This is a genomic window from Schaalia cardiffensis (assembly GCF_016405145.1).
In the GTDB taxonomy this organism is placed as follows: domain Bacteria; phylum Actinomycetota; class Actinomycetes; order Actinomycetales; family Actinomycetaceae; genus Pauljensenia; species Pauljensenia cardiffensis.
This window is the reverse complement of record NZ_JAEKIA010000006.1, coordinates 37,602-63,385: the sequence shown is the minus strand read 5'-3', so window position 1 is coordinate 63,385 and position 25,784 is coordinate 37,602. Positions and strand designations below refer to the sequence as shown.

Here is a 25,784-nt window from a genome sequence, read left to right as displayed (position 1 = left end):
TGGGCAAAATGCGCCCACGCCTGTGGGGATTCCCGATAACGCTACTCTACGGCGGGCTTTGGGCGCTCTTCGACCTTGAAGGTGGGCTCCGACCGCCCAGGTTCAGGCTTCCAGGTGCGCCTTCACGGCCGCGAGCGCGACCTCCCACATGGCGAGCTCGTCCTCGCAAATCGAACGGGCTGAGGCATCGTCTTCGGCGATGGCGGAGAAGCCGGACTCTTCCACGTGGACTGCAATGCCTGAGCCTTCTTCGGATAGGGAGATCTCGATGCTCGTCGAGGCGTCTTCGGGAAGTTCGTCGGAGGCGAGCGGATACCAGCGGAAGGAGACGATGTCCATCGGGTCTTCCTCGCCTTTTTCGACGAGCCATTCACCCGCTTCCGGGTCGTTCACACGGTAATAGCCGTGCTCATCGCGGGTGACCTCGTGGTCGCCGACGGGTCCGTCGTTCACCCACCAGCCCGGTTCTGCGACGATGCCCCACACGTCCTCGACGGACGCTTTGATCGTCATATCGACTTCGATGCGGTCGAAGTCCTCTTCCGGCTGGGCGGTGTCATCGTCGAAGAAGCTCATGCCTCAAAGGTAATCGTCAAGGGCCATGTCGGCACCCTAAACGGCGTGGGGAAGCCGCGTTTTTCCCCAGCGGAACACCGAGTTCGGGCCTTGGTCCCGATGTCGAGGTCGAGGGGCCTTTTAAGGTGACGGAGAACCACGGACATGATCCGCATCACGTCCTTCGACTCCTACGATAAGGAGCACCTATGCGAATCGCTGTTCCACGCGAGAGGGAGGGCCAGCCGCTCGTTGCCGCTGCCCCGCAGACCGTCGAGCTTCTCATTCGCCTCGGATACGAGGTCCTCGTTGAGCGCGGCGCCGGCCTTCGCGCGTCCTTCCCAGATTCCCTGTACGAGGACGCGGGCGCGAGCCTCGTTGATGCGCACAGCGTGTGGGCAGCTGATGTTGTCATCGCGGTCGACACTCCGAACGAGGAGCAGCTCGCAGCGATGAGGCCCGGCGCAACTCTCATCGCCCGTCTCGCCCCACAGCAGACCCCGGGGCTTGCCGAGAGTTTGGCGCCCCTGGGGATCACGGCGCTCGCAATGGATGCGGTCCCGAGGATTTCTCGCGCACAGGCGATGGATGTTCTTTCCTCTCAAGCGAATATTGCGGGATATCGGGCCGTCGTGGAGGCTGCGAATCGTTTCGGGCGAGTCTTCACCGGTCAGGTCACCGCTGCGGGCAAGATGCCGCCCGCCCGCGTCTACGTCATCGGTGCGGGCGTTGCAGGGCTCGCGGCGATTGGAACTGCGAATTCAATGGGGGCTCTCGTCTCGGCGACGGATGTGCGCCCCGAGGTCGCCGAACAGGTCGAGTCGATGGGCGCGAGTTTCGTTCCCCTGCCGACTTCTCAGGGAAAGTCCGAGGACGGGTACGCGAAGGCTCTGTCCACCGAGGAAGCGGCGGCGGCGAATGCTCTTTATGCCGAGCAGGCCGCGAAGTCCGACATTGTCATCACGACCGCGAATATTCCCGGCAGGACAGCGCCGATCCTGCTCGACGAGGACGCTATCGCAGGCATGGCACCGGGTTCGATCATTGTGGACATGGCTGCCGTGAACGGTGGGAACTGTGCGCTCACCGTCCCCGGGGAGGTTGTGACGACTGCCAATAGTGTGACGATCATCGGCTACGTTGACCTCGCTGGACACCTGCCCACTCAGGCTTCCGGCTTGTATGGGCGCAATGTCGCGAACCTTCTCGAACTCATGACGCCAGGCAAGGACGGCGAACTCGTCATCGACCTTGATGATGAGATCGTCAGGGGCATCGCCGTCAGTGTCGAAGGTTCGATCATGTGGCCGCCACCGCCGATCCGCGTGTCCGCTGCCCCTGCGAAAGCCGCGAGCGGGCCGAGCGAGCAGGAGCTCGCTGAAGAGGCGGTGCGCAGGGCCGCGAAGGAGAAGAGGGCGAAGCGCACGGGACTGATCGGCCTCATTCTCGCGATCGCAGTGTTCATCGCTCTTATCCTCGTGACTCCTGCGGCGGCGACCGGGCACTACATCGTTCTCATCCTCGCGGTGATTCTCGGCTTCTACGTCATCTCGAATGTCACTCCGGCGCTACACACTCCGCTCATGTCGGTGACGAATGCGATCTCGGGGATCATCCTCATTGGCGCGATTTCACAGATCGGCGACCCGCATCCGCTCATCGCGGGTGCGAGCTTCGTCGCGATCGTCCTCGCGTCCGTCAACATCTTCGGCGGCTTCGCGGTCACGCACCGCATGCTCGCGATGTTCAGGAAGTGAAGCGCCATGCACAACCTTGAAAACCTCCCTCTCGATTTGTCCGCTCTCAACCAGCCGGTGACGCTCGCCTACATCGCTGCGTCAATCCTTTTCATCCTCGCCTGCTCAGGCCTGTCCCGACATGAAAGCGCGGTGAAGGGCAATATCGCGGGCATGGTCGGTATGGCTTTCGCCTGCGCCGCCGCGATCGTGCTCGTCCTCGCAGGTGAACCGGCTCACGGCGTCCTCGTCACCGCTGTGCTCATCGCCTTGGCGATCGGTCTTGGTGGTGCGATCGGAATCTATCGGGCGCTCCATGTTGAGATGACGGGGATGCCGCAGCTCATCGCCATTTTTAACGGGCTCGTCGGCCTTGCGGCTGTCCTTGTCGGATACAACTCCTATCTGCATCCCGATGTTTCCTCCGCTTCCCTCGGGTCCTTCCACTACGGCGAGGTGTTTCTCTCCGTGTTCGTTGGAGCGGTGACTTTCACGGGGTCGATCGTTGCGGGGTTGAAGCTTCAGGGGCGTATTCCCGGTCGTCCGATTCTCCTGCCTGCCCGCAATTGGTTGAATCTCGTGGCTCTCGTCGTGTGTTTCGTGCTCGCCGTCCTTTTCGTGGAGCATGGTGATTTCTCGCTCGCGGCTTGGGCGTGCCTTCTCCTCATGACGGTCATCGCCCTGACTCTCGGGATTCACCTTGTCATCGCGATCGGGGGCGGCGATATGCCCGTCGTCGTGTCCATCATGAACTCGTATTCGGGGTGGGCCTCAGCCTTCACCGGTTTCCTCGTTGACAATGATCTGCTCATCATCACGGGCGCGATCGTCGGTTCTTCGGGCGCTTACCTGTCCTATCTCATGTGCGAAGCGATGAACCGTTCCTTCCTCAATGTCCTTCTCGGAGGTTTTGGCACGGATGCGTCGACGGCGCATGTGCACGGTGGGGAAGAAGAGGGCGAGATCCGCGAGGTCGACACGTCCACGGTCGCTGATCTGCTCCTTGGGTCCAAGCGCGTGGTCATCACGCCCGGCTACGGCATGGCCGTCGCACAGGCGCAGTACCCGGTTGCCGCTCTCGTCGAAGATCTTGAGGCGCGCGGTATCACGGTCACGTTCGGGATCCACCCGGTCGCCGGGCGCCTGCCCGGTCATATGAATGTCCTTCTTGCCGAGGCGAAGGTCCCTTATGACATCGTCCTCGAGATGGATGAGGTGAATGATGACTTCGGCGAGGTCGATGTCGTTCTCGTCATTGGGGCGAATGACACGGTGAATCCGGCGGCTGAGGAGCCCGGCTCCCCGATCGCGGGCATGCCCGTGTTGAAGGTCTGGGATGCGAAGCGCGTCATCGTGTTCAAGCGCTCCATGGCCACCGGGTACGCGGGCGTCCAAAATCCCCTCTTCTTCAGGGAGAACACGTCGATGCTTTTCGGCGATGCGAAGGACAGTGTCGAGGCGATCGACAGGGCCGTCGAGACGGTCGCGCCCCTGCGGGGGTGAAGGCCGATTTGCAACGTCTTATTCGAATCCTACTGGAAATAAACAACAATGAGACTCCACCCTACATGCCATGCACATGCGGCAACGATGAAGCCGTTATGCCCTGTTAGTACGACAACGCTTTAATTAAAGCTGACTGTGTTCACTTCATCGATACCAAACATTCCGGCCGTTAATTCGTCTCGCACACCGTCGTTCGCCGAACAGGCAAGCCTCCCAACATCGTCACATCACAAACCATATTGTGGCTCTTCATAGTTGAGTGTGCGTGGAGGCATCGAGGCCTTCGGTGATTAGGAGTATTCGGAGTCTGTAGTTGTTGGGGTTGCGGTATCCGTGGGCGGTGCATTGGCCGAGTTAGATGATGCCGTTGATTGCTTCTGTGGAGGCCGTTGCTGGCCCCGTTGGTGTCGAAGTAGGTTAAGAACGCGTCCTTCCGCTTGCGTAGAGTTCGGCCCAGGCGAGCAATTTCGGGGATGGGACACGTTGGCAGGCGTTCGACGAGGTGGGCTGCTAGGTCTCGGCCTTGGGCGGGAGTGTTTTGGTGGAAGACCTCGCGGACCTGCTGGGCGCAGTGGTAGGCAACTTCGGCAGCAATGTGTGCCTCATCGATGGCGAAGGCCGCCTGGCGTCGTTCTTGTTGACGTGGGGTGAGCCGATTGCGCGAGGCACGCAAAATATTGCGGATGTGGTAGCCGGGATTGCCCTCGCGCCCGCGGTGGCCCAAGGTGGCTTGTTGGACGCGGCGGCGCACCTGACCTGGTGTCTCGCCGGCGAGCTTGACGATGTGGAAGGCATCGAGCACGCTGGTGGCATCCTCGAGTTGGTCATCGATGGCGTTCTTGTACCCTGGAAGGGGTCCGGCGTCGCTATTTGCACACCAGAGTGGCAGTCTTTGCCGCGCTCTTCCAGCCAGTTCCGATAGACTGCACCGGAGCGGTCTGGGACCAGATCCAACAAGCGGGCCGTGGGATGGTCCTCCCCTCGGGTCAACTCCACGATGCCGGTGCGCTCGCGCGGGCCGCGTCGGCGCCGGTCCTGATGGTGCCAGACATCCTCATCCACCCCCAGCACCCGCACCCCCGCAAAACGGGCGAGGTCATCGGCCCCAGCTTGCAGGCAAGGCTTGATGTGGCTGCACACCGTGTTCCACGTGGTACCCAGCTGACGGGCCAGGCCGACGATGGCGACTCCCCCCAAAGCATAGCTGACGGATCGCCCGCATGCCCAGACGCACCCTGAGGCACACAGCCCCTTGTTGTGCTCCAGGAACGTTACTGTCTGGCAGGCGTGTTCGCTGCAGCGCCAGCGGCGTTTGTGCCACCGAAGCCGCGCCGGTACCCCGACCCAGGGACGTCGATCACCTCCACCACCACTCTCCCGTGGTCCTGTGCGACCACCCCACACCCAGGACATCCCATCACCTGATTACACGACTCAACATCCAACACCAGACCAGACTCGCGCCGAGCGACCGCGATCAGGTGGAATCCTCCAGCCCGACGAGCAGATCACACTGATCACAACGATCAAGCAAATCAACGCAGCAGCAGGTAGTGTGAAACATTGCCGAGGTCATTGAAGATCGCGGGGGTAGAAGTCCGCTCATCATCAAGGACCTCGACCTCTACTCGCAACCCCCAACCAACACCCGGCCACCCACACTCAACTCGGAAGAGCCCATATTGTCGACCCTTGCGATGAAGATAAACCTACATTATTATGTTTTTTTATACATTCAACTTCCGCGAACAAGACAATTCAAAGCCGAAGGAGCAGGAATGGCCAATGAAAGCATGTGTTCACATTGTCTGAAAACATCTTCCAATGAACACATTGAAGCTTGCCCATTTTACAGGAAGGACCTTTGAGACACGCCACCACAACTTGACTATTTGAACTCTCGCAATTTCAGACCAACCCTACCCCACCGCATCAAACAAATTCAAATTGCATTACCAACTCTTTCACAATCCACATCAACAAAAGCACAACACACTTCACGAAAAAACTATTGAGAGCAGTATTGACAACACCGCCTTACCACATCTACACATCACACAACACGCTTCCATAAAGCAATTAGAAGAATTGTTTTCATATTTCATTTCCCACAAGCGATAGGAAAAACAATGGCGACCGACATTCATATTTCTAACATAGGCCCCCTTGCCGAGAAAGTCAATCGTTTTATAAACGCTAGCCCTTTTACAATATTCGGACACTTCTCCAACGCGAACGTCACACTTATGACACAACGACTACTTCATGATCTACCGCACTTGAAAAGGTCAGCGTACAATGAAGATGAAACGTCATTATTTTTTTACGAAGTCGATGATGGCTTTTGGGCGTGGGCACCCCTAATACACGGCGAAGAGTCGGGTGGCTTTATATTCATTGGTTTACCAAAGGGAATCGAGACTTTTGCAGCACTTGCACATACCGCAACCGAGATTATCGACTGGGTTCGCGCAAACTGCGATGAGTTTGATCTGATCGACCGGGGCCGAGTTGAATCCACATTCACAGCTCACCTCGCCTCTCAATGTATCGCCATTCCAGCCTCAACAATGATTCAAAGTCTTTGAGATTAAACACAAGAAAGCGCGCTTTAATAATTGATTCTTAACGTTAAAGCGACGAGCGAAACTATAGCACAAGATTGACTTGGCACTTTAAAGTCAATCAATCTCAACAGGAGTACCAACCTTTCAAAGAGGAGATTTTCCACAATGTGGGTTTGCGAACGCTGCAAAACTAACAACGAAGACGATCGCTACCAGTGTAAAAAGTGTAAGAACTTTAACGGGTACGCGTCTGAGATTCACGTTCGTTGGCTCGACTGGACCTGCACCAGTTGCGGAATTCAGAACGGAGGAGGATTTAGCACCTGCTATAAGTGCGGAAAGAAGAGATAACGGCTCCTCACAACTGAGGGTGTAGGTGAGGTCTGCATCCTTTTATTTCGAGCAGGCCGCAGGCGATGTAGTTAAAGAGGTTTTGAAAGCCTAGTTGCACTTCCCCGTGAGGTTGTGAACGCGGATGTGCACTTGCAAAACGCCGAGGCAGTGTTTTGGTCTGATTGGTCAGCATCTTGTAGTAGACCCGCGTGCGAATGCTCGTCGACACCGTAGTGCAGGTAGCACTAGCCTCCGCCACTCCTGCCATGATTGCTGGAGCGGGTCTCAGTCCGGCTTGCGGCTAGCGCGAGGCCAGCGCCGCGCTCGCGAGCGCGTCAGCCTTAGCCGTCGCGGATACGGCCGGGCTTCTTGATATCGACGTGGACGCGTTGTCTGGGGCTTTTTTGCCGTAGCGTCGCCTGACTTGTGCAAGTGGTGGTGTTTTCGGGTGTTGGGGTCTTGGTTTTTGTTGAAATTCTGCGGTTTGTGGTGTGTGGGTGGGGCACTAAGCGGGTGTTTATGATGGGGGTGTGGCCCCGTTTATTCGTCGTGTGAGAACTGCTTGTGGTGCGGCTGCTGTGCAGATCATGGAAAAGTAGGGACGTAAGAATGTTGTGGTCAAGCATGTCGGCTCTGCTCACAATGAGGTTGAGTTGACTGTGTTGATGCAGGCAGCTCATGATGAACTCCATCTTGGTCAAGCAGCGTTAGAGTTTTGAGCCTAAGCAACGCCATGTCACGAGCGTTTTGCGCGTGGGAGACAAACGCTCCGTCCTGTTGTGGAGTGCATTGGACAAATGCCTACGCGGGTATTGGTTTTGATGTCCTGGGTGATGAAGCGTTTAAGCAGATGGTGTTAGCGCGTTTGATTGAAGCATGCTCGAAGGAAGCCACCATCAATGTCCTTGAGCGTTGAGGAATCGAGCATGTCAGCCGTCGGACGCTGTTTAACTCTCTTAAGCGCTGCGCTCAGCGAGTTTACCGTGACACTCTAGCCCAGGCTTGTTTTACTCACGCTAGCCGTCATGGAAACCTGTCCGTCCCTTGTGCTCTATGACGTGACAACGCTGCATTTCGAGGCTGAGCGTGAGGATGAGGATTGGGAGGCAAATAAAGGATTTCGCCGCGTGGGGTACTCCAAGGAACGTCGGGTTGACCCCCAAATCATTGTTGGCCTACTCGTTGACCGCGCGAAAAACCCTTGAGAGGTGGAAGCCTTTGAAGGTAACAAAGCCGAAACCCACACCCTCATCCCCATCATTCAACGCTTCCAAAACCGCCACAGTCTGCATGATTTCGTGGTGGTAGCAGACGCAGGCATGCTCAGTACAGGAAACCTCAAAGCCCTGGACGAGGCAGGGATATCCTTCATCGTCGCAGCCCGCCAAAGCCGAGCACCCCACGACCTCGAACAGTACTGGGACCAGCATGGGGATTACATGGTTGATGGGCAAATTATTGCCCCCCATCCCCAACCGCAGAACACAACAGCCAAGGCTTGACCAGGACAACAGCAGGCAAAAGGGGCAAGAAGCGTGGAGAGCAATATGGGCTTACTCCAGCAAGCGTGCAGCGCGTGACAATAGAACCCTCAACGCGCAACAACGTCGAGCCATGGACACCATCGAAGGGGCCAAACCCGCGCGCAAGCCTCGCTTCGTGTCCCAGGGGCGTATGGGCATGAGCTTTGATGACAAAGCCTTCGAACGCGCCAAGCGCCTAGCTGGACTCAAAGGCTATGTCACCAATTATCCCCGCACACCTCAGCCACGGTAGGCAGATTATTGCCCACTACCACGAGCTATGGCACGTAGAGCAGTCCTTTTGCATGAGTAAGCACGACCTCAAAGCCCGGCCCATCTTCCACCACACCAAAGACACCATCCAAGCCCACCTCACCACTGTCACCTAAGCTCTAGCCCTCGCCCAACATCTCTACCAGGCAACAGGAATCACAGCCCCACAACTGGTCAAAAAGCTCATCGATCTGCAAGAAACCGACATCCCCTACCCAACAGGCAACAACACACCGCTTACCCCCAAATCGATCCCCAAACCCAAAAACTACCCACCCTCCTGGATCACTAAAACCGCACGAGTCAGGCTAAAGCTGCACGAGTCAGGTGACGATGCTCCGGTCTGTCAGGTCGCAGCAGATTTCGGTCTCTTCGAATCACGCTTGCACTGCTGAATCCGCGCGGCGCAACAGGCCTAAAGCAGCTTTTCGCAGATGAGGGATCGCCCGTCGTGGGTACTGTGGTGGGTTCGGGTGCGATGGTACCAGTCGACCCATGAGGCGGTGGTGGCCTTTTGGTCGTCGCAACCCCTCCAGGCGCGGATCCACACCAGCCGCGCTTGTAGAACGCGTTCAGTGCCTCTGGCCGTCAAGACCACGGCGAGCTACCTCCACGGCAAGATCATCCTCATCAACGGCATCCAGCTCATATCACTGATGCTTGATTACGGTGTCGCCGTGCAGAAGGTGCGCCCCGTTCACGGTGCACGAGATCGACGGGAGCTTCTTCGAAGACTCTCTGGACTGACATCAGACCCCTTTACGCCGAGCCGTGCGCCCAGTTCCGACGATTCCGGCACCCCGGTCAGACACTCGACACCTCTTGACCCGCCGATACCCGTTGTCCGAACAAGGTACGAAGGGGACGGAACAAAGGACGAGGATGCAGACCAGAGCCCTTCGATCCCGAACAAAACCTTTCTCCCGGGCTCGGGCCGATCAGCAGTCTATGAACACGCCTCTCTGCTCAGGCGCGTGATGCGGTAGCGCCAGCTGAGTGGCCCTTCTTCGAAGGTCTCCACTCGGTAGTGGGACTCGGAGTTCTGGAGGTACTCGAAGAGCGCTTGGGGGGCATGAGGGGCGAGAATACGAATGTTCTCTCCAATGGGCAGGATGTCCATCGCATGGAAAACCAGGGCGTGGCGCACGACTTTCGGGAGGGCGTGGATGTCGAGCTCCTCAACGCCGCTTGCTTCTGCAACGCCGCTTCCCTCCGGGTGCCCCTGGGCGGCAGACCTTCCCTGAGCAGCGCTCTGAGTGCGCCTTCCACCGTGGCCATGCCCACCGCAACCACAGCCGCCGCGACTACCCCCGTGCCCGCCGCAACCGCAGCCGTCGTTCGTCTTGAGATTTTCAACCTTGGTTCTCGCATCAACGAGTGTGAAGATCTGGTGAGTCGTCGTGGGCGCTGCCTCGGGCATGGTATCGGCCATCTTGGGCATGGTGTCGGCCATGAAATCTCCTGAAGAACTGTGAATGGGGATACCCCGGTGGGGGTGCTCGTCCAGTGTATTGCGATGAATCGGAGACATGAGACCCGAGAGGCTTTCGCAGATCGGCGGGGCTTCACCTCATTCCTCGTTCGCCCTGCACGAGCGATTGGCTCCGTCTAAGCCTTCGGCACGCTATCTGGCCGCTTCGGCGCCCCGTCTAAGGCTTCGGGACCCCGTCTGAGCCCCTCGCCACCCACAAGTCTGCGCCTCTTGCCCCTGGCTATGAGCCTTCGTCGGTCTTCAGTCTTCGACGAGGGCGAACTCGGCCTCGACCTCGACGGAAACATTCAAAGGCAGAGCGGCAACGCCGACCGCGCTGCGCGCGTGGGCGGAGCCGAATACCTCGCCGAAGAGTTCAGAGGCGCCATTGATGACACTCGCTTGAGCGTAGAAGTCGGGGCGCGACGCCACGAAGCCAACGACCTTCACGACACCTGCGAGGCGGTCGACGCCTCCGGCGAGCGCAGCGGCGGCGGCCAGGGCGTTCAAAGCGCAGACGCGCGCGGCATCTTTCGCATCTTCTGGGTCGGCCCCGTCCTCGCCGACAGCACCGATGCAGACTGGCTCGCCCTCGACGACGGGGATCTGGCCGGAGGTTCGGATGACCCCCCGGTCGAGAACAGCGGGCACATAGGCGGCGACTGGGGTAGCGACTGGGGGCAGTTCGAGGCCGAGTTCGGCGAGCTTTTCGGAGGGGAGAGTCATGATGCGCCTTTCATGTCGTGCTCGAAGGGGGTGATGATCTCCAAGCCTTGTGCTGTTGCGCAATCCTTGACGTCGCGCTTTGCAAGACTATATCTGCGACTCATGCCCCATCTGCCTGTCGCCCTCGGCTTTGGTGACACCGATGGGGAAGAGGCCGAGGCGGGCTCATGCCCATCTTCCTGTCGCCCGCGATCTCCAATTCCCTTCGACAGTGCTACCCACCCCACCCACGTCGTCGCCTCGTCGCACTAAGACGGACCAACATGAAGAATCGCAGCTGAGGATCTGCTTGCGATTGCTCAAGCGGCGAAGTACCTAGACAGGGTCCTCGTCCACCGGTTCCTCGGAAGCGAGGGGTCGAGGACGGCCATTGCAGTCGCGTATTTCGAGATGCGCGCCGGGCGGTGTCCCCTCTCCCAGAGGAGATGGTCGAGCGCGGAGGGCGTGGAGCCCGACTTTGTCTCAATGATGACGAAGTCGGACGCTTCAAGATTCGCGCCCTCCTCATCCCTGGCCCCGACATGACGCAGGCTCGTCCACTTCAGCTCGGAGTCGATGGTCGCCCGCCCATCCCCGTGGGGCATGAGGAGAGTCGCACGCGTATAGGAGCCACGTAAGACCGGACGAAGCGAGCCCGGGGTCGGTGCCTCACAAGCAGCGCTTGTGAGAGTCTTTCTGATCCAGGCCTCGCCCTCGGCGGTGATCCTTCCCGCGCGGGCGTCCTCGACGCTGCAGGGGATGCGGGTCTTGACGGTCGTGTTGCGCGCTCCTCGGATCTTCACTTCAAGGAAGGCGATGCCTGAGTCGAGGTAGGCGCGGGTGCGGATCTTGTAGCGGCGCCTGCGGGGCCTGGCCGTATCGAGGAAGGAGCGCAGTCCCGGCGTGTCGAAGTAGGTCGATGCGTAGGCCTGGGAGCGGACCCCTGCGATGCTGAGGACCTTCGTGTCCGTGTCGAGGCCGGACATGATGTCGGGGATATGCGAGCGGGTGACGATGTATTTGCGGTCGACTCGCGTCAACATCTCCGCCTGTTCGTTGAGTTCAGCGAGTCCGATCGTGTCGAGGTCGGCGGGGATGAGCGCATCGGCACTGCGCTGAATGATGCGCTGGTGTTGGAGGAGGTGGGGCGTCATCGCAGGTCCTTCCGGTTCCAGTGTCATGCTCGGTGCACTATCGGTCAGGGTTTCGGCGCGGCAGAAACGAGGGCGTGGGCGCTTGCCTGATGGGCAGCGCTGTGCTCAACGCGAGGTCCTGCCTGTTCGTCGAGCTGGCGCTGCCTGGCCGCAGTTCGCTCGGCGCGCGTGTAGTCGCGGAATCGGACATCGACGAGGGTGAGGTCGTTGACGAAGTCGACGCGGATGACGCGAGTGCCGATGACTGTGGCGCCGAGGCGCTCGGCGAGGGCGGCCCGCAGTGCAGCCTCTTCAGTGATGGCGCGGTCGAGTTGCACAGTCTGGTTCGAGTAGCGCCCGAAGAGGAGACGAGAGTCCCCGAATGCGAGAGCCACGAGGATGAGGGCGACAAGTCCGACGACGAGGGGCGTCGGCGTACTCGTCATTCCCATGAGCAAGCCGATGGACAGGGAGGCGAAGTAGTAGGCGATCTCGTGCTGGGTGATCTCGTCGGAGCGCAGGCGGATGATCGAGAGGACGCCGAAGAGGCCGAGGCCGAGGCCTGCGGACACTGCGGAGTTTGCGAGGACCGTTGCGACGGCGAGGACGCCGACGTTGACGCCGAGGAACGCGGCGACGAGGTCTGCCCTCCGGTGTCTGGGGAAGTAGAGGCCGAAGACGAGGACGAGCATAGCGACGAGGTCGATGCCGATCGTGATGAGCGCGGTCATGGTATTCTCCTTTTCTTGATCTCTTGGTGTTATTGCACTCCCTCTCCTTAAATTTGTGCTGTGGAGGAGATGAGAGGCTTCTAAGGTTTGAGGTGTTCTCAAAACTCAAGGCGTTGCAGGGCGAGACCGGCTCCCGATTCGCCTTACCGGACAAGCAGATGTGGGGACAATGGGGACATGAGGCACATCATCTGGGACATGGGCGGCACTCTCGTCAACACTTATCCCGAGGTCGACCGTTGCCTGTGCGAAGCGACCTTCGGCAACTGTGATCCTGAGAATCTGCGTGTGGTCACCTTGGCGACGCGGCGATCCATCGCCCACGCCATGGACACTCTCGTGGGCCAGTACGGCGCCAAACGGGGTGCACTGGAAAGCGCTTACGAGGCCCTCAAGGAGCGCTGGCGCCACCAGCCCGCCCCCGTTATGGAAGGGGCGCTTGAGGTGATGGAGCGGGTCACTGAGGTCGGTGGTTTGAACCTCGTGGCGACCCACCGTGACCGCACCAGCGCTCAGCATTTGCTGCGTGCCCTGAACCTGCACGTGGATGACATGGTCTGTGCCCCTGATGGGATTGAGCGCAAGCCGAGTCCGGCGATGAACCTGCTCCTGGCGAAGAAGCATGGACTCGACCCCGGTGAGGTCTTGTGCGTCGGAGACCGCCCGATCGACATCGCCGCCGCGCGCGATGCCCATATGCCCGCGGCCCTGCTCGTGCGCCCCGGGACTTCCGTCACGCTGCCCGATGATGCGCCGGGTGCTCTCGTCGTGGCGAGCCTGACGGATTTACTGTCCCTTTTCACCCCCGCTTCGAACTGAGGCTTTTCAGCCGCGAGGCCCTGGCATCTGCCCTCCTCCCATCTGCCCTGCGCCAGGCTCACCGGCCGTCACCGAGGTCGAGACCCCGTCAATACTGAGCGTGTATTGCGCGCCCACCGTCATCTCGGCGCTTGAGAAGACCAGGGAAGTGAAAGCCTTCGGAGAGGTGTAGCTCGCCAGGACGACGCCCTGGGCATCGCTGATCGTGATTGTGGACCCTGCAGAGCCTGAAACTGTGGAGGAGATCCACCCTTGACCTTGCGTTGAGGAAGGCGCCTGGGCCATATCCGAAGAGCCGATGGCGAGCAGGGTTCCTCCGCTGAGCGTCATTGTCCCGTTGTAGTCGAGCGCCCCATTCGCCCCGTTTTCGGGACCGTAGATCGTGATGGTGCCTCCGCTGATGGTGATGGAGCCATTGGAGTCGATACCATCTCCCCCGGCGTTGACGGTGAGGGTCCCTCCGGTGATGTTGAGCTGTTCGCCGGTGTCTTCAAATTCGCCTCCCCCTCCAGCGCCGAGAGCGCCCTGACCTGTGGCGTCCGCTCCCGTCTCCCCAGGATTGGGAGGAGTCGCTGCCCCGAAACCCCCGTTAGGGGCGCCCTCAGGCAAGGTGGCACCCTCCGGAGAAGTTGTGCCCTCAGGTGGGATGGCACCCTCCGGAGGGGTGGCACCTTCAGGAGCTGTGCCCTGGCCGGGTTTCCCGGCGCGTGGGTCCTTCGTCGGTGTTTGAGCGTTCTCAGTCGAAGATGAGCTCTCCTGCACAGCTGCCACTCCTTCTTCAACGCTTGTCGACCCCGAGGCGTTCACCCCGTCGTCGGTGGCGACCAGATCAACGGTGCCACCGGAAATCGTGATCAGACCGGCTTCGAGACCTTCATTCGATTGGGAAACGGCAAGATCAGCACCGTCGAGGACTGCGGCCACTTCCGCGTGGGCACCATCATCGCCGCTGGCCACTGTGATTGTCCCCGAGCTCAGGCGCAGAGCCCCATTCGAGTGGAGTCCGTCATCTGCGGAGTCGATGTTGAGGCTCGCGTCCTCGCTGATGAGATAGACCCCGGCTTTCACGCCCTTCGTCGAAGTAGTGGCGTTTGCGCCCGAGGAGGTGCCGCCTCCGGCCTTCACATCGATGCTCCCGCCCGTCAAGATGACGTCGGTGTGGGCGTCAATGCCGTCACCACCGGAGGTGATGGAGACTTCTCCTCCCTGGATCGTGATGTATCCGGAGTCCGGCTCCGTGTCCTGATCGGCTTTGAGCCCATCACCACCGGCTTCGACGCTGATCGTGCCGCCCGCAATGGTGAGGGAGTCCTTTCCGCGCAGGCCATCGTCTACGGCTGTGAGCATGAGTGTTCCCGAGAGGATGTACAGGTCGTCTGTGGAGGTGATCGCATCGTTCCCCCTCCCGGTGACCTTCAATGTCCCCTCCCCTGTGATTGTGAGGTCGCAGTCCGCGTAGATCGCAGCATTCGCCTCCGCCGAATCTTCATAGGAGGAGGCGTCTGACACGGTGGAGTTTCCTTCCAAGGAAATCACCACGTTGTCCGCGCTGTGCGCCCAAATGGCTGCGCCGGACTCGTTCTCAATCGAAGCATTGTCGACAATGAGGATGACATCGGCATCCTTCGGGGCGTCGACGATGACCTGTCCTTTAAGTTGGCCGCTGAGCCGATAGACCCCCGCCTGGGTGATCATCACCGTCGAGTCCTTGATGCTCACTCCCTCGGCGTCGCTGGTGGCAGTCGATGTGTGCAAGGTGATCGTCTGAGCCTGGGCCTCGTCCCACTCGTCATCGCCGACATGGGATGCGGCGGCGTTTTCGGCGAGGGCCCGCGCCGCGCTGGGTGGCGCTGCGGTGTGAGATGCGGGTGTGCCTTCGCTCGCGGATTGACTGGCGCCAAGAGTGTTGTCGAGGCTGTCCAGCGCATTCGTGGCTGAGCATCCGGCGAGCGCGATGGAGGCGAGGAAGGCGATGGACCCGAGCTTCAGTGGCTTTGCGCTCGCTCGTTTTCTCAATGGATGTCTCATATTCACACGTCCTTCACGTGAGTCGGAATCGGTGCGCGGCCTTCACCTCCGTGGGTGTTGGGGGTTCATCGAGGACCGTTCATCATGTGCCCGTCTGTTTCGCAGGCTCTGGTCGCCTGCGCTTCGGGGTGGAGAATCCGCTCAAACTGTGGTTCGCGCGAACGTCGATATGGCATCTATTGGGCCACGTTCTCCTGCGCTCGTCCTGAACTCTTCCTGGGCGCGCTCTGCGGGTATCGCAAAAGTCTGATGGGACCTGACTGGGAGTTTCCTTTACGACAGTGCAGTGGTGTGTTTTATCACCCGAGGCTCTTCACCGTTTCACACTGTGGTCACCGCGATGCCCAAGTTTTCAAGGGAAAAGCGCAAATCTTTGCAAATGGGACCGAGTTTCCTCCCCTGGGCATAGCGTCAAGAGCATGGTCGAAGTGAGAATCCACGGTCGAGGAGGACAGGGCGTCGTCACCGCGTCCGACCTGCTCGCAATGGCAGCATTCACCGATGGGCACCACGCGCAAGCGTTCCCCTCCTTCGGTTCAGAGCGCACCGGCGCGCCAGTGGTGGCCTTCTGCAGGATCGCCGAGACGGAGATTCGCACGCGCGAACCCGTCCTCGAACCCGATGTCGTCGTCGTCCAGGACCCGACTCTCCTGAGCGTGATGGACGTGTTCGCCGGTCTCAAATCCGAAGGCTACGCGCTGCTCAACTCCACGAAGAGCTTCGAGGAGCTGGGTCTATCCGAACTGGTGAATCGACTGCCGAAGGGCCATGCGATCACCCTTCCCGCATTCGACCTCGCCCGCGAGCATGTAGGCCGCCCCGTCCCCAACGCCGTCATGCTCGGCGGGATCGCAGCCCTCACAGGACTCATCCGCCTGCAGTCGGTGACCGACGCGATCCGCCACCGCTTCCCCGGAAAGGTCGGTGACGCGAACGTGTCCGCCGCGACCGCCGCATACGACCTCGTCGCCGCCGAACGCGGCCGCGCGGACTCGAAGGAGAACGCCGATGCGTGAACAGATCGAAGGATCCCAGGCGATCGCGAAGACCATCGCCGCATGTCGGCCCGAGGTCGTGGCCGCCTACCCGATCAGCCCTCAGACGCACATCGTTGAAGCACTCTCCGCCCTCGTGAAAAAGGGCGAGATCGAGGGCTGCGAATACCTCAACGTCGAATCCGAGTTCGGCGCGATGTCGGCGTGCATCGGCGCTTCAGCGGTCGGAGCGCGCACCTACACGGCGACGGCCTCACAGGGCCTCCTCTTCATGGTCGAGGCCGTGTACAACGCCTCGGGCCTCGGCCTCCCGATCGTCATGACGGTCGCGAACCGGGCGATCGGCGCACCCATCAACATCTGGAACGACCATACGGATGCAATGAGCCAACGCGACTCCGGGTGGCTCCAACTCTACGCGGAAACGAACCAGGAGGCCGCCGACCTGCACGTCCAAGCCTTCCGCATCGCCGAGGAGCTTTCCCTGCCTGTGATGGTCTGCATGGACGGCTTCATCCTCACTCACGCGATGGAGATCGTGGACGTGCCCGAGGCCGAGGACGTCGCCCGCTTCCTCCCGCCCTACGAGCCCCGCCAGGTCCTCGACCCGGCGAATCCCGTGTCGATCGGCGCAATGGTCGGCCCAGAGGCCTACACGGAGGTCCGCTATCTCGCGCACCACCGTCAGATGCAGGCCCTCGAGCTCATCCCGAAGATCCAAAAGGAGTTCGCCAAAGTGTTCGGCCGAGACTCCGGCGGCCTCGTCCGCCCCTACAGGATCGAGGACGCCGACACGATCATCGTGTCGATGGGCTCCGTCCTCGGAACCATCAAGGATGTCGTCGATGAGCGCCGCGAGCGCGGGGAGAAGATCGGGGTCCTGGGAATCACGAGCTTCCGCCCATTCCCCACCGAAGCCGTGCGCGACGCTTTGAAGGACTGCAGGCGCTTCATCAATATTGAAAAGGCCTTCTCCGTCGGCATCGGCGGCATCGTCTCCTCTTACTGCCGCGGCGCCGTGCGAGGCATGGGGATTGAGAACTTCGAGGTCTTCGCGGGCCTTGGTGGGCGTCCGATCACGAAGGCCTCCCTGCACGGCCTCCTCGACGCCTCCGCAAAGAACACTCTCGAAGCGCAGACCTTCCTCGACCTCGACCGGGAACTCGTTGACGCCGAACTCGCCCGCGAGGCTGCCTCCCGTCTGTCTGGCCCGCTCGCGGAGAACATCGTCCGTGACTCCTATGCGCGCTCCGATGCGGCGCTTGCTAACGAAACCGGGAACTGAAAGGAGAAGGATCATGTCCGTCCACCTCGGGATCCCCGAAGTTCAAGAGACCGCGATCCCCGCGCGCGAGCACGTGAAGTTCTACCAGGTCGGCTCTTATGCGGTCGGCAACAGGCTCGCCGAAGAGGACTATCGTTCACTCCAGTCCGACCCGAACCGCTGGAACACCCTCACCTCTGGCCACCGCGCCTGTCAGGGCTGCGGTGAGGCCCTCGGCGCACGCTACGCCCTCGACTCGGCGGCCGCCGCAAGCGGAGGCGACATTGTCGCGGTGAATGCGACGGGCTGTCTCGAAGTCTTCTCCACGCCTTACCCGGAGTCCGCGTGGACGGTTCCCTGGCTGCATTCTCTGTTCGGCAACGCCCCCGCAGTCGCCGCCGGGGCCGCCGCGGGGCTGGCGGCCAAGGGGAAGGCGACTCGGGTCGTCGCCCAGGGCGGTGACGGCGGAACCGTTGACATCGGCATGGGTTGCCTGTCGGGCATGTTCGAACGCAATGACGATGTCTTGTACATCTGCTACGACAATCAGGCGTACATGAACACGGGCGTACAGCGTTCGGGCGCCACTCCCCCAACGGCTCGTACCGCGACGACCCAACCGGTCGGCCCGAATCCGGGCAATCGTTTCGGCCAGGGCAAGGACATGGCTCGGATCGCAATGGCCCACGAGATCCCCTATGTCGCGACTGCGACCGTCGCCGATCTTCGCGACCTTGAGCACAAGGTGAAGAAGGCGATGAGCTACCACGGGGCACGCTACATCCACGTCCTCGTCCCCTGTCCGCTGGGGTGGGGCGCGGCATCGAGTATCACCGTCAAGCTCGCCCGGCTTGCGACGCAGACCGGCCTCTTCCCCGTGTTCGAGGCCGAGGGCGGGGAGATCACCTCTGTGACGAAGATTCGCCGCCCGGCTCCCGTCGAGGAGTATCTGCGTCCGCAGAGGCGCTTCGCGCACTTGTTCAAGGGCGGGGGCAACGCTGAGACTCTTGCGCGCCTCCAGGCGATCGCGGATCGCAATATTCGCCGCTACGGCCTCATTGATGAGGAGAACCTCGACGAGGATGTGCGCGCCCGCGTGCTTTCTGCGCCCGAGGATCCGGAGGGGCGCTACGAGCACATCCTTCACGCCGCCTCGCAGACGAAGCAGGGACGTGCCGAAGCTGCTGCCTTCGCTGAGGCCTTTGAAAGTGGAGGGCCGGCGACGCAGATCCGCAGGCCCGACACAGTGATGAGGGCGTCGCTGCGCACGAACGCCCCGGAGCAGGAGTAACGCCATGACGATGGAGAAACAGCCTTTCGCGATCACCCTCAACGTCGGGTCCTCGCTCGCGAACGAAACGGGTTCGTGGCGCACGGAGCGTCCCGTCTACGTGAACCTCCTGCCCCCGTGCAATAAGGCCTGCCCCGCCGGGGAGAACATTCAACAATGGCTCTACCACGCCGAGGAGGGTGACTACCAGTCCGCTTGGCGCGAGATCATGGTGAACAATCCGATGCCTGCGACGATGGGCCGGGTCTGTTACCACCCGTGCCAGAGCGCATGTAATCGCGTGCAGGTCGACGAGGCCGTGGGGATCAATGCGATTGAGCGTTTCCTCGGGGACAAGGCGATCGAGCAGGGCTGGCGCGTCCCGGTGTTGGCTGCGGATTCGGGAAAGTCCGTCCTCATTGTGGGGGCCGGGCCTTCTGGCTTGTCAGCCGCATACCATCTGCGCCTTGCGGGGCATCGCGTCCACATTAAGGAGGCGGGACCGATGGCGGGCGGCATGATGCGTTTCGGCATCCCCTCGTATCGTCTGCCGCGTGGAATCCTCGATGCTGAGATCCGCAGGATTGAGGAGATGGGTGTTTCCATCGAATACAACGCGAAGGTCGAAAATGTCGAGGACGAGCTCGGCAAATGGGACGCGATCTTCCTTGCGGTCGGCGCGCATATTGGTCGTCGCACTGATATTCCCGCAGGCGAGTCGGCGAAGATCGTGGATGCCGTCTCCCTGCTCCAGGGCGTTGAGACGGGTGAGCGCCCGATGCTCGGCCGAAGGGTCGTTGTCTACGGCGGCGGCAACACCGCGATTGATGTGGCTCGAACGGCGAAACGCCTCGGCGCTTTAGAGGCGATCATCGTCTACCGGCGCACCCGGGACCGTATGCCCGCCCACGATTCTGAGGTTTCTGAAGCCGAGGAAGAGGGCATCATGATGCGCTGGCTGTCCACGGTCAAGCACGTGGACGGGGGGACTTTGACCATTGAGAAGATGGAACTCGACGATTCAGGTTTCCCCCAGCCGACCGGCGAGTTCGAGGAGCTTGGCGCCGACTCCCTCATCATGGCGCTCGGACAGGAGGCGGATCTGTCCTTGATCGAGAATGCCTCCGACATTGAGATCGAGGACGGGGTAGTGAAGGTCAGTGACCAGATGATGACCGGTATTGAGGGTGTTTTCGCCGGCGGCGACATGGTGCCCTCGGAGCGCACGGTCACGGTCGCAATCGGTCATGGGAAGAAGGCTTCGCGTTATATTGACGCCTACTTGCACGGTACGACCTATACCCCGGCCCCGAAGCATGCTGATGCGGAGTTCTCCCGCATGACGCCGTGGTATTACGCGGATGCTCCACGTCAGGTGCGTGCAAAGCTCGAGGGTGCGAGGCGCGCGTCGACTTTTGACGAGGTCGTTCAGGGGCTTGACGAAGAGTCGGCATTGTTCGAAGCGCGCCGCTGCATGTCCTGCGGCAATTGTTTCGGCTGTGATAACTGCTTCGGCGTGTGTCCGGATAATGCGATCGTGAAGATCACTCCTGGCGAGTACGAGTTCAAGTACGACTACTGCAAGGGTTGCGGTTTGTGCGCCGAGGAGTGCCCCTGCGGTGCGATTTCGATGGTGCCCGAGCAGGTGTAACGGCGGAACGACTCTCGGGGTGTGGCTGGGCGGCGTGGAGCCGCTCCGCCACGCTCCGCGCCAGTCTTAAGAACCGTAGTCAATCAGCGTTGTTGTCGTAGTGCCACTCGGTGATCAGATTAGCGAACTTCGGTAGCCCGGCCTTCGACAAACGATGAACCATGTCCCTCCAATTGAGACCTCTCACATCGCTCATCTCGTCGATGATCGTGACAATTCTCTGTGGATACCACGGCTTGAGATCCCACAGGTCGAGCATGAATTCATCGGGACCCTGGGCAAATAATTCGGCCTGCTCCAGTGCATCCTGCGGAAAGTCTTTTAAATTGAATGTGACAATCACATCGGCATTTCCCGCAATCGCAGCGGCACATACGTGCTCGTCATTACTGTCAGGCAGTTCGGGGCATCGTTCTCGAAACACCTTCCAATCGGAGACCGTTGCCTGTGGGAAGGCTCTTATCATGTCCTGAATCCGCTCATCGATGTTATTCCGAGGAATCGATGGATTGAGCTGTACCAGCGTCCGCGAGACCTCTTCGATGATGCGGTCTGACCACAGTAGATCGTAGAAGCCCTGCTCGGCGCAGCGCAGGAAGACATCCGCAACAGTGATGGGAACCAGCACATTCGCATCAAGAAGGGCTCGGAAACTCACTCTGTACTCATCCCCGATCTCACGACTCTCACCGCTTCGGCGACTTCTTCGGGGGTCGGATCATCAAATTGATGTTCTCGAGCCGACTCCGAGAACCTCATGATGGCCGCTCGCCGCTCTGCGGCCCGCTTTGCTCGATACCGCTCAAGGTCTTCGAGCATCACGTATCGATGCCGATTCGGCTTATCGAAGGGGATCTTTCCTTCCTCAAGGAGTTTCACAAGAGTCGGACGAGACACGCCGAGGATCTCCGCAGCCTCCCCGGTCGTCAAACGCATGGCGGTCGGAGTCAGCACGATTGCCCGTCCAGCCTGCATGGCTTCAACGACATCGCGAAGCACACTGAACACCTCTTCCGGCAGAGGGATCGCATGCCCTTGCTGGTCGACAAGCCTTGGCTGAGCCGCGAGCAACTGATCGATCTCATGAAGCTCGCGGCGATCTTCAGGGGGCAAAACCGTACGCGAACCTCGCGAACATACCCCAATACCGTCTCTTTCCATCGTTATGCTCGCCATGGACCCAGTCTATGTCAGAAACGAAAGAAACGATAGAGATGATTGAAGTGTCGATCATCAAACAGGCTTTTCGCAGATGGGGTGTGGGTGAGGTCTGAACCCTCTCGTTTCGAGCAGGCTTGGAGTGGTCGAAGTAGGCCAGGATGTCTTGGACTCGGCGAGTGAAGCTGCTTCTCATGCGAGCCAGTGCGATGTGAGTTTTAACAGGTCGGGCCTGGTGATTGTCTTGATGAGCTGGTGTAGGGGTATTTGTTGCGCACGGGTGTCAAGTCCACGATCACCGTTGCGTACCTGTCTCCACCCCGCTGACGCCACACGTGTTCATCGACCCCAATGACGCACACTCCCTCAAAGTGAGAAGAATCCGGGAGGAGGGATTATTCCCCAGAGGCCCACGCCGCGTCGTTGGCGGAATACCAGGCCACCCTCCAGATGAGCGACTCCCTGAGACATCAAAGCTGCATGAGCGTCAGTCATGAAAGCCTCCTTGAACCGGACATGAACGTGACAACCCCACATCCAGCCCACAAGACCTTCACCTCCACAGCCTCCCAGGGAAGTCCAGCTAGTGCCCTGAATCAATCCTCGTGGCAATATCATCCCCGGGGTACCACATGAAGGTCTTACCGCTCTTGACCACGTGGAGATAACCCCGTTCATGCAGATCCTGCAGGTCAGTGCGAGCGGTTTGGTTCGAGACACCGTGAGTGCGTTGATGCTCGGCGACCGTCGTGATCGCGCCTGGGTCGCGGACAAAAGCCTCGAGGAGCGCGATCTGGCGGTGATTGAGCCCGAGTGTGCGGAGCTTGCTGCCGAACTGTTTCAGTTCTCTCGTCTTGCGAGCGAGGTAGCCGTCAAGATCGATGATCGCCCGTTCAACGATTTTCGCCTGTTCAAGAAGGAAATGGGTGAGATCACCCTCGTCCTGTTCGGTGTAAAGGAAGCTGCGCGCGTAGCGCGCGGGCGCCTTGAGAAGTAAGCGCGAAATGGAAAGATACTCCGTGAGGAAGAAACCCTGGTTGAGCATTGACCAATAGAAGACTGCGCGAGCGGTTCGCCCGTTCCCGTCTGCGAAATAGTGGTCGTGTCCCATCATGAAGTGAAGGGTGATGGAGCGTACGAGGGGAGGGACATACGGACCGTCCTCGTTATTCGACGAGGTATTGGCGAAAGCACACAGCTCCTCCAAGCGTTTCGGTAGTTCCGCTGCGGGGGGCGGTATATGGAGGATCTGTTCATCGCTGGCGTCACCGACGATCCGAACGCGGCTGTCACCGGGACGTTGAATTCTTCCGGCCTCGGCGGGGTCATCGATAGTCCCATCTGTCACGCGACGGTGAATCTCGCAGACGAGTTCGGGAGTCAGGGATTCATTGCGTAACTCGGTGATTCGCTTCATTGCGAGGAAGTTGTTGACGATCATGCGTTCAGAGCGATCCCTCGGCTTTCGGTTCTCCCTCAACATCTTCTTTGCATCGATTCGCGAGGTTGCGGCTCCTTCAAGCTGGGAAGACGTCATTGATTCCTCAATGAGTGAGCGAACGAGGTAGCGATTGCGGGTAGCCGTATTCACAACGGGTTCCGGAAGCTCGATTTGCCCGCGAGCGCGCGCGGAGATCTCGTCGACGAGCCGAAGAAGCGGGTCGGGAAGATTGAATGTGAGTGCCTGACCATTTGTGAGCCTCAGGGGAAGAGGCCGCGCTGTCGCAGCGCGGGCTGAACGAACAGCAACCCACCACTCCTCACGCGTAAATCCCTCAGGGGGTTCATGTCGGAAGAACCACTCCCACGGGTGGTACAAGGGATCTTCAGCCAATGTTCTGGATGTGATGACGTCGACGAGATGTCGCGTGTCAGTGTTTCCTCCAATGAGGATGCGTCTCATATCCGCCAGTGGTGCCGGTGGTGGAATGGGGAGCTTCATTGCCTCCACCTCCTAAAATCTCCTAATTATTCCCACATTAGGAGATAGCAGGAGGTGGCGTCTAGGAGTTCCGATAGTGCAGTGTTGACCCACACCAACCCTCAACCACAGGTTCACAGATGATGAAGTCGCAGTCCCCGAGACTTCGGTGTTCCCTTTCACGTGTCATCGGACGATGATGGGCTTATGACATCAAGTCCCCCGAGAAGCACTGCGATTCCTTCTGATGACGAGCTCAACGCCCTCGTTGAGGCGACGCCCGCTTCAGGGCCGCATCGCTCCATTGCTCTCCTCGCAACGGTCGCGACCTTCGGCTCGCTCCTCTTCGGCTATGACACCGGAGTCATCGCAGGCGCACTGCCGTACATGTACATGCCGCCCGCCGCTGGCGGCCTCGGGCTCAACGAGTTCGACGAGGGCCTGGTTGGCGCAACTCTCGCCCTCGGCGCCGCGCTCGGCGCGATCCTCGGTGGGAGAATCTCCGACTCGAGGGGCAGGCGCTTCAACATCCTCCTCCTCGCCGGAGTGTTCACCATCGCAACTCTGGGCTGTACTCTCTCCCCGAATATCCCAGTCCTCCTGTTCTTCCGTTTCATCCTCGGCTGGGCCGTCGGCGGGGCGTCCGCGACCGTGCCGATCTACCTGTCAGAATCCGCGCCAACACGAGTCCGAGGTCAACTCGTCGCCCTCGATCAGTTCATGATCGTCTTCGGCCAGCTGCTCGCCTACTCAATGAATGCAATGCTCGCCCGCGGCCACGGCGGCCCTCACGTCACCGTTGACCCGGCAATCGCACAATCCTCGCAGCTGAGCTGGGATCAGGCCTCGACCATGGCCGATATCGTCATTCTCAGTGGAAACGGCGCTGCGTGGAGGTGGATGCTCGTCCTCGCGACGATCCCCGCGATTCTCTTGTGGATCGGGATGCGCCTTATGCCCGAGTCGGGACGCTGGTACGCTGCGAACCTCCACTATGTCGAGGCGATCGGCTCTCTCAAACAGATCCGCGATCCCGAGCGCGACGACATCGCAGATGAGATCCGTGAGATTGTCGATCTGCACGAGCGCGCCAAGAGCGAAGGCACCTGGTCCTTTTCGAGGACGATGCGAGTGCGTTGGACGAGGCGCCTCACTTTCATCGGCATTGGCCTCGCCTGCTTCGACCAGTTGACCGGCATCAACACGGCGATGTACTACCTGCCGAAGATTCTGCGGGCGGCGGGCTTTTCCACAACCGATTCGATCTCCCTGAACGTCATTACGGGCGCGGTTGCGACTCTTGGCGCGGCCTTCGGCTTGTGGCTCGTCGGCAGACTCAAGCGCCGCCATGTGGGTATCTACCAAGAATCAGGCGTCACCTTCTTCCTATTTGCTCTCGCCCTCGTGTTCGCCTTCGGGATCACGCCTTATACGCTGCCCGATGGGTCGATTTCCGCGGATGTGCCCTCCGCCTTGCCGTGGCTCGTCCTCGTCCTCGTTTCACTTTTCGTGTTCGCGAAACAGTCGGGCACGGTGAACTGGGTTCTCGTGTCGGAGATCTTCCCTTCGCGCATCCGCGGTGTCGCACAGGGTTTTGCAGTCGGGTGCGGCTGGCTGATGAACGCGCTCGTGTCCTATGTCTTCCCCGTGATGATCACCCACCTGGGCGCAGCGTGGACCTACGCGACCTTCGGTGCGATCAATGTGGTGGCGCTGTGCTTCTACCTGTTCATCGTGCCTGAAACTAAGGGCACCTCCCTTGAACGCCTCGAAGAGGACTTCGCCGCGCGCTACGGGCGCTGACTCACCCAGGGACTACGAGGAAGCGAAGAGGAGGAGGCGGATGAAAGGACGAGAGCTACGAGGCGGGCGAGGAAGACCAGGAGGGGACGACGACGGCATCCGTACTAATCAGTCAGTGGGAAAGGGACGAGGGAAGGAGACGGGGACGACACACTCATCGGGCACAAGTCGGGTGGAGCGACCCCCACGCCCACCAGGCACAGGTTCATCAGGCACGGGTCAGGTGAATAATCCCCATACTCATCAGGTACGCGTTCATCGGACGCGAGTTCATCAGGCACAAGTCGGCCCCCGGGGGCGCAGCAGTTGGGCCAAGTCCCGACATCATCTTTTTCGAGTTGA

At 60.2% G+C, this 25,784-nt stretch carries 19 protein-coding genes and 2 pseudogenes; 10 read left to right on the top strand and 11 right to left on the bottom strand.

Features of this window, described 5'->3' with window-relative positions:
* Positions 1–102 precede the first annotated feature (102 nt).
* Positions 103–576: an SRPBCC family protein gene (locus JFX23_RS04860; protein ID WP_198775963.1), complete on the bottom strand. Its 474-nt coding sequence runs from the start codon at positions 574–576 to the stop codon at positions 103–105.
* Positions 577–764: 188 nt separating this feature from the next.
* Here JFX23_RS04860 and JFX23_RS04855 point away from each other — a divergent pair, with 188 nt between their 5' ends.
* Together JFX23_RS04855 and JFX23_RS04850 are read left to right on the top strand one after the other, a co-directional pair.
* Positions 765–2,312: a Re/Si-specific NAD(P)(+) transhydrogenase subunit alpha gene (locus JFX23_RS04855; protein ID WP_198775962.1), complete on the top strand. Its 1,548-nt coding sequence runs from the start codon at positions 765–767 to the stop codon at positions 2,310–2,312.
* A 6-nt stretch (positions 2,313–2,318) separates the two neighbouring features.
* Entirely contained in the window at positions 2,319–3,794 is a 1,476-nt protein-coding gene (locus JFX23_RS04850) for an NAD(P)(+) transhydrogenase (Re/Si-specific) subunit beta (protein ID WP_198775961.1), read from the top strand.
* A gap of 172 nt (positions 3,795–3,966) precedes the next feature.
* On the opposite strand, the gene JFX23_RS09360 is transcribed toward JFX23_RS04850, so the two are convergent.
* Positions 3,967–4,599, bottom strand: a complete 633-nt coding sequence (locus JFX23_RS09360; protein ID WP_332874678.1) for a transposase — start codon at positions 4,597–4,599, stop codon at positions 3,967–3,969.
* Positions 4,600–5,926: 1,327 nt separating this feature from the next.
* On the opposite strand from JFX23_RS09360, the gene JFX23_RS04840 reads away from it, so the two are divergent.
* A complete protein-coding gene (locus tag JFX23_RS04840; RefSeq protein WP_198775960.1) occupies positions 5,927–6,385 on the top strand; it encodes a hypothetical protein in 459 nt (152 codons plus the stop codon).
* An 842-nt stretch (positions 6,386–7,227) separates the two neighbouring features.
* Positions 7,228–8,785: pseudogene (locus tag JFX23_RS09685) on the top strand (IS1634 family transposase).
* Positions 8,786–9,439: 654 nt separating this feature from the next.
* On the opposite strand, the gene JFX23_RS04825 reads toward JFX23_RS09685, so the two are convergent.
* The 4 genes from JFX23_RS04825 to JFX23_RS04810 form a co-directional block, all read right to left on the bottom strand.
* Complete coding sequence (locus JFX23_RS04825) at positions 9,440–9,946, bottom strand: DUF2249 domain-containing protein (protein ID WP_233050590.1); 507 nt, start codon at positions 9,944–9,946, stop codon at positions 9,440–9,442.
* A 279-nt stretch (positions 9,947–10,225) separates the two neighbouring features.
* Positions 10,226–10,690, bottom strand: coding sequence for a RidA family protein (locus tag JFX23_RS04820; protein WP_198775957.1), 465 nt, complete (start codon positions 10,688–10,690; stop codon positions 10,226–10,228).
* 299 nt (positions 10,691–10,989) lie between these two features.
* Positions 10,990–11,823 carry a polyphosphate polymerase domain-containing protein gene (locus tag JFX23_RS04815; protein WP_233050589.1) on the bottom strand — a complete coding sequence of 278 codons (834 nt, stop codon included), beginning with the start codon at positions 11,821–11,823 and terminating at the stop codon, positions 10,990–10,992.
* A gap of 44 nt (positions 11,824–11,867) precedes the next feature.
* On the bottom strand, positions 11,868–12,533 hold the full coding sequence (locus tag JFX23_RS04810) for a DUF4956 domain-containing protein (protein WP_198775956.1): 666 nt from the start codon (positions 12,531–12,533) through the stop codon (positions 11,868–11,870).
* 177 nt (positions 12,534–12,710) lie between these two features.
* Between JFX23_RS04810 and JFX23_RS04805 the strand changes: the two genes are divergently transcribed.
* On the top strand, positions 12,711–13,352 hold the full coding sequence (locus JFX23_RS04805) for an HAD family hydrolase (RefSeq protein WP_198775955.1): 642 nt from the start codon (positions 12,711–12,713) through the stop codon (positions 13,350–13,352).
* Positions 13,353–13,358: 6 nt separating this feature from the next.
* Here JFX23_RS04805 and JFX23_RS04800 read toward each other — a convergent pair whose 3' ends face one another.
* Positions 13,359–15,380, bottom strand: coding sequence for a carbohydrate-binding domain-containing protein (locus JFX23_RS04800; RefSeq protein WP_198775954.1), 2,022 nt, complete (start codon positions 15,378–15,380; stop codon positions 13,359–13,361).
* 419 nt (positions 15,381–15,799) lie between these two features.
* Between JFX23_RS04800 and JFX23_RS04795 the strand changes: the two genes are divergently transcribed.
* From JFX23_RS04795 to JFX23_RS04780, 4 genes are read left to right on the top strand one after another with little or no spacing between them, the layout of a single operon-like run.
* Entirely contained in the window at positions 15,800–16,396 is a 597-nt protein-coding gene (locus JFX23_RS04795; RefSeq protein ID WP_198775953.1) for a 2-oxoacid:acceptor oxidoreductase family protein, read from the top strand.
* Positions 16,389–17,660: a pyruvate ferredoxin oxidoreductase gene (porA, locus tag JFX23_RS04790; RefSeq protein ID WP_198775952.1), complete on the top strand. Its 1,272-nt coding sequence runs from the start codon at positions 16,389–16,391 to the stop codon at positions 17,658–17,660. The genes JFX23_RS04795 and porA overlap by 8 nt, the downstream gene beginning before the upstream one ends.
* A 13-nt stretch (positions 17,661–17,673) precedes the next feature.
* Positions 17,674–18,930: a thiamine pyrophosphate-dependent enzyme gene (locus tag JFX23_RS04785; protein WP_198775951.1), complete on the top strand. Its 1,257-nt coding sequence runs from the start codon at positions 17,674–17,676 to the stop codon at positions 18,928–18,930.
* 4 nt (positions 18,931–18,934) lie between these two features.
* Positions 18,935–20,560, top strand: coding sequence for an NAD(P)-binding protein (locus tag JFX23_RS04780; protein WP_198775950.1), 1,626 nt, complete (start codon positions 18,935–18,937; stop codon positions 20,558–20,560).
* 79 nt (positions 20,561–20,639) lie between these two features.
* Here JFX23_RS04780 and JFX23_RS04775 read toward each other — a convergent pair whose 3' ends face one another.
* From JFX23_RS04775 to JFX23_RS04765, 4 genes and pseudogenes are all read right to left on the bottom strand, one after another.
* A complete protein-coding gene (locus JFX23_RS04775) occupies positions 20,640–21,218 on the bottom strand; it encodes a PIN domain-containing protein (protein WP_005962667.1) in 579 nt (192 codons plus the stop codon).
* A complete protein-coding gene (locus tag JFX23_RS04770; protein WP_198775949.1) occupies positions 21,215–21,736 on the bottom strand; it encodes a helix-turn-helix domain-containing protein in 522 nt (173 codons plus the stop codon). The genes JFX23_RS04775 and JFX23_RS04770 overlap by 4 nt, the downstream gene beginning before the upstream one ends.
* Before the next feature lie 251 nt (positions 21,737–21,987).
* Positions 21,988–22,161: pseudogene (locus JFX23_RS09355) on the bottom strand (ISL3 family transposase); the annotation flags it as partial.
* Between the two features lie 140 nt (positions 22,162–22,301).
* Positions 22,302–23,660: a Fic family protein gene (locus JFX23_RS04765; RefSeq protein WP_198775948.1), complete on the bottom strand. Its 1,359-nt coding sequence runs from the start codon at positions 23,658–23,660 to the stop codon at positions 22,302–22,304.
* Between the two features lie 186 nt (positions 23,661–23,846).
* Here JFX23_RS04765 and JFX23_RS04760 point away from each other — a divergent pair, with 186 nt between their 5' ends.
* The gene (locus JFX23_RS04760; RefSeq protein ID WP_198775947.1) at positions 23,847–25,442 is read left to right on the top strand and encodes an MFS transporter; all 1,596 of its coding nucleotides are present in this window, start codon (positions 23,847–23,849) and stop codon (positions 25,440–25,442) included.
* Positions 25,443–25,784 lie beyond the last annotated feature (342 nt).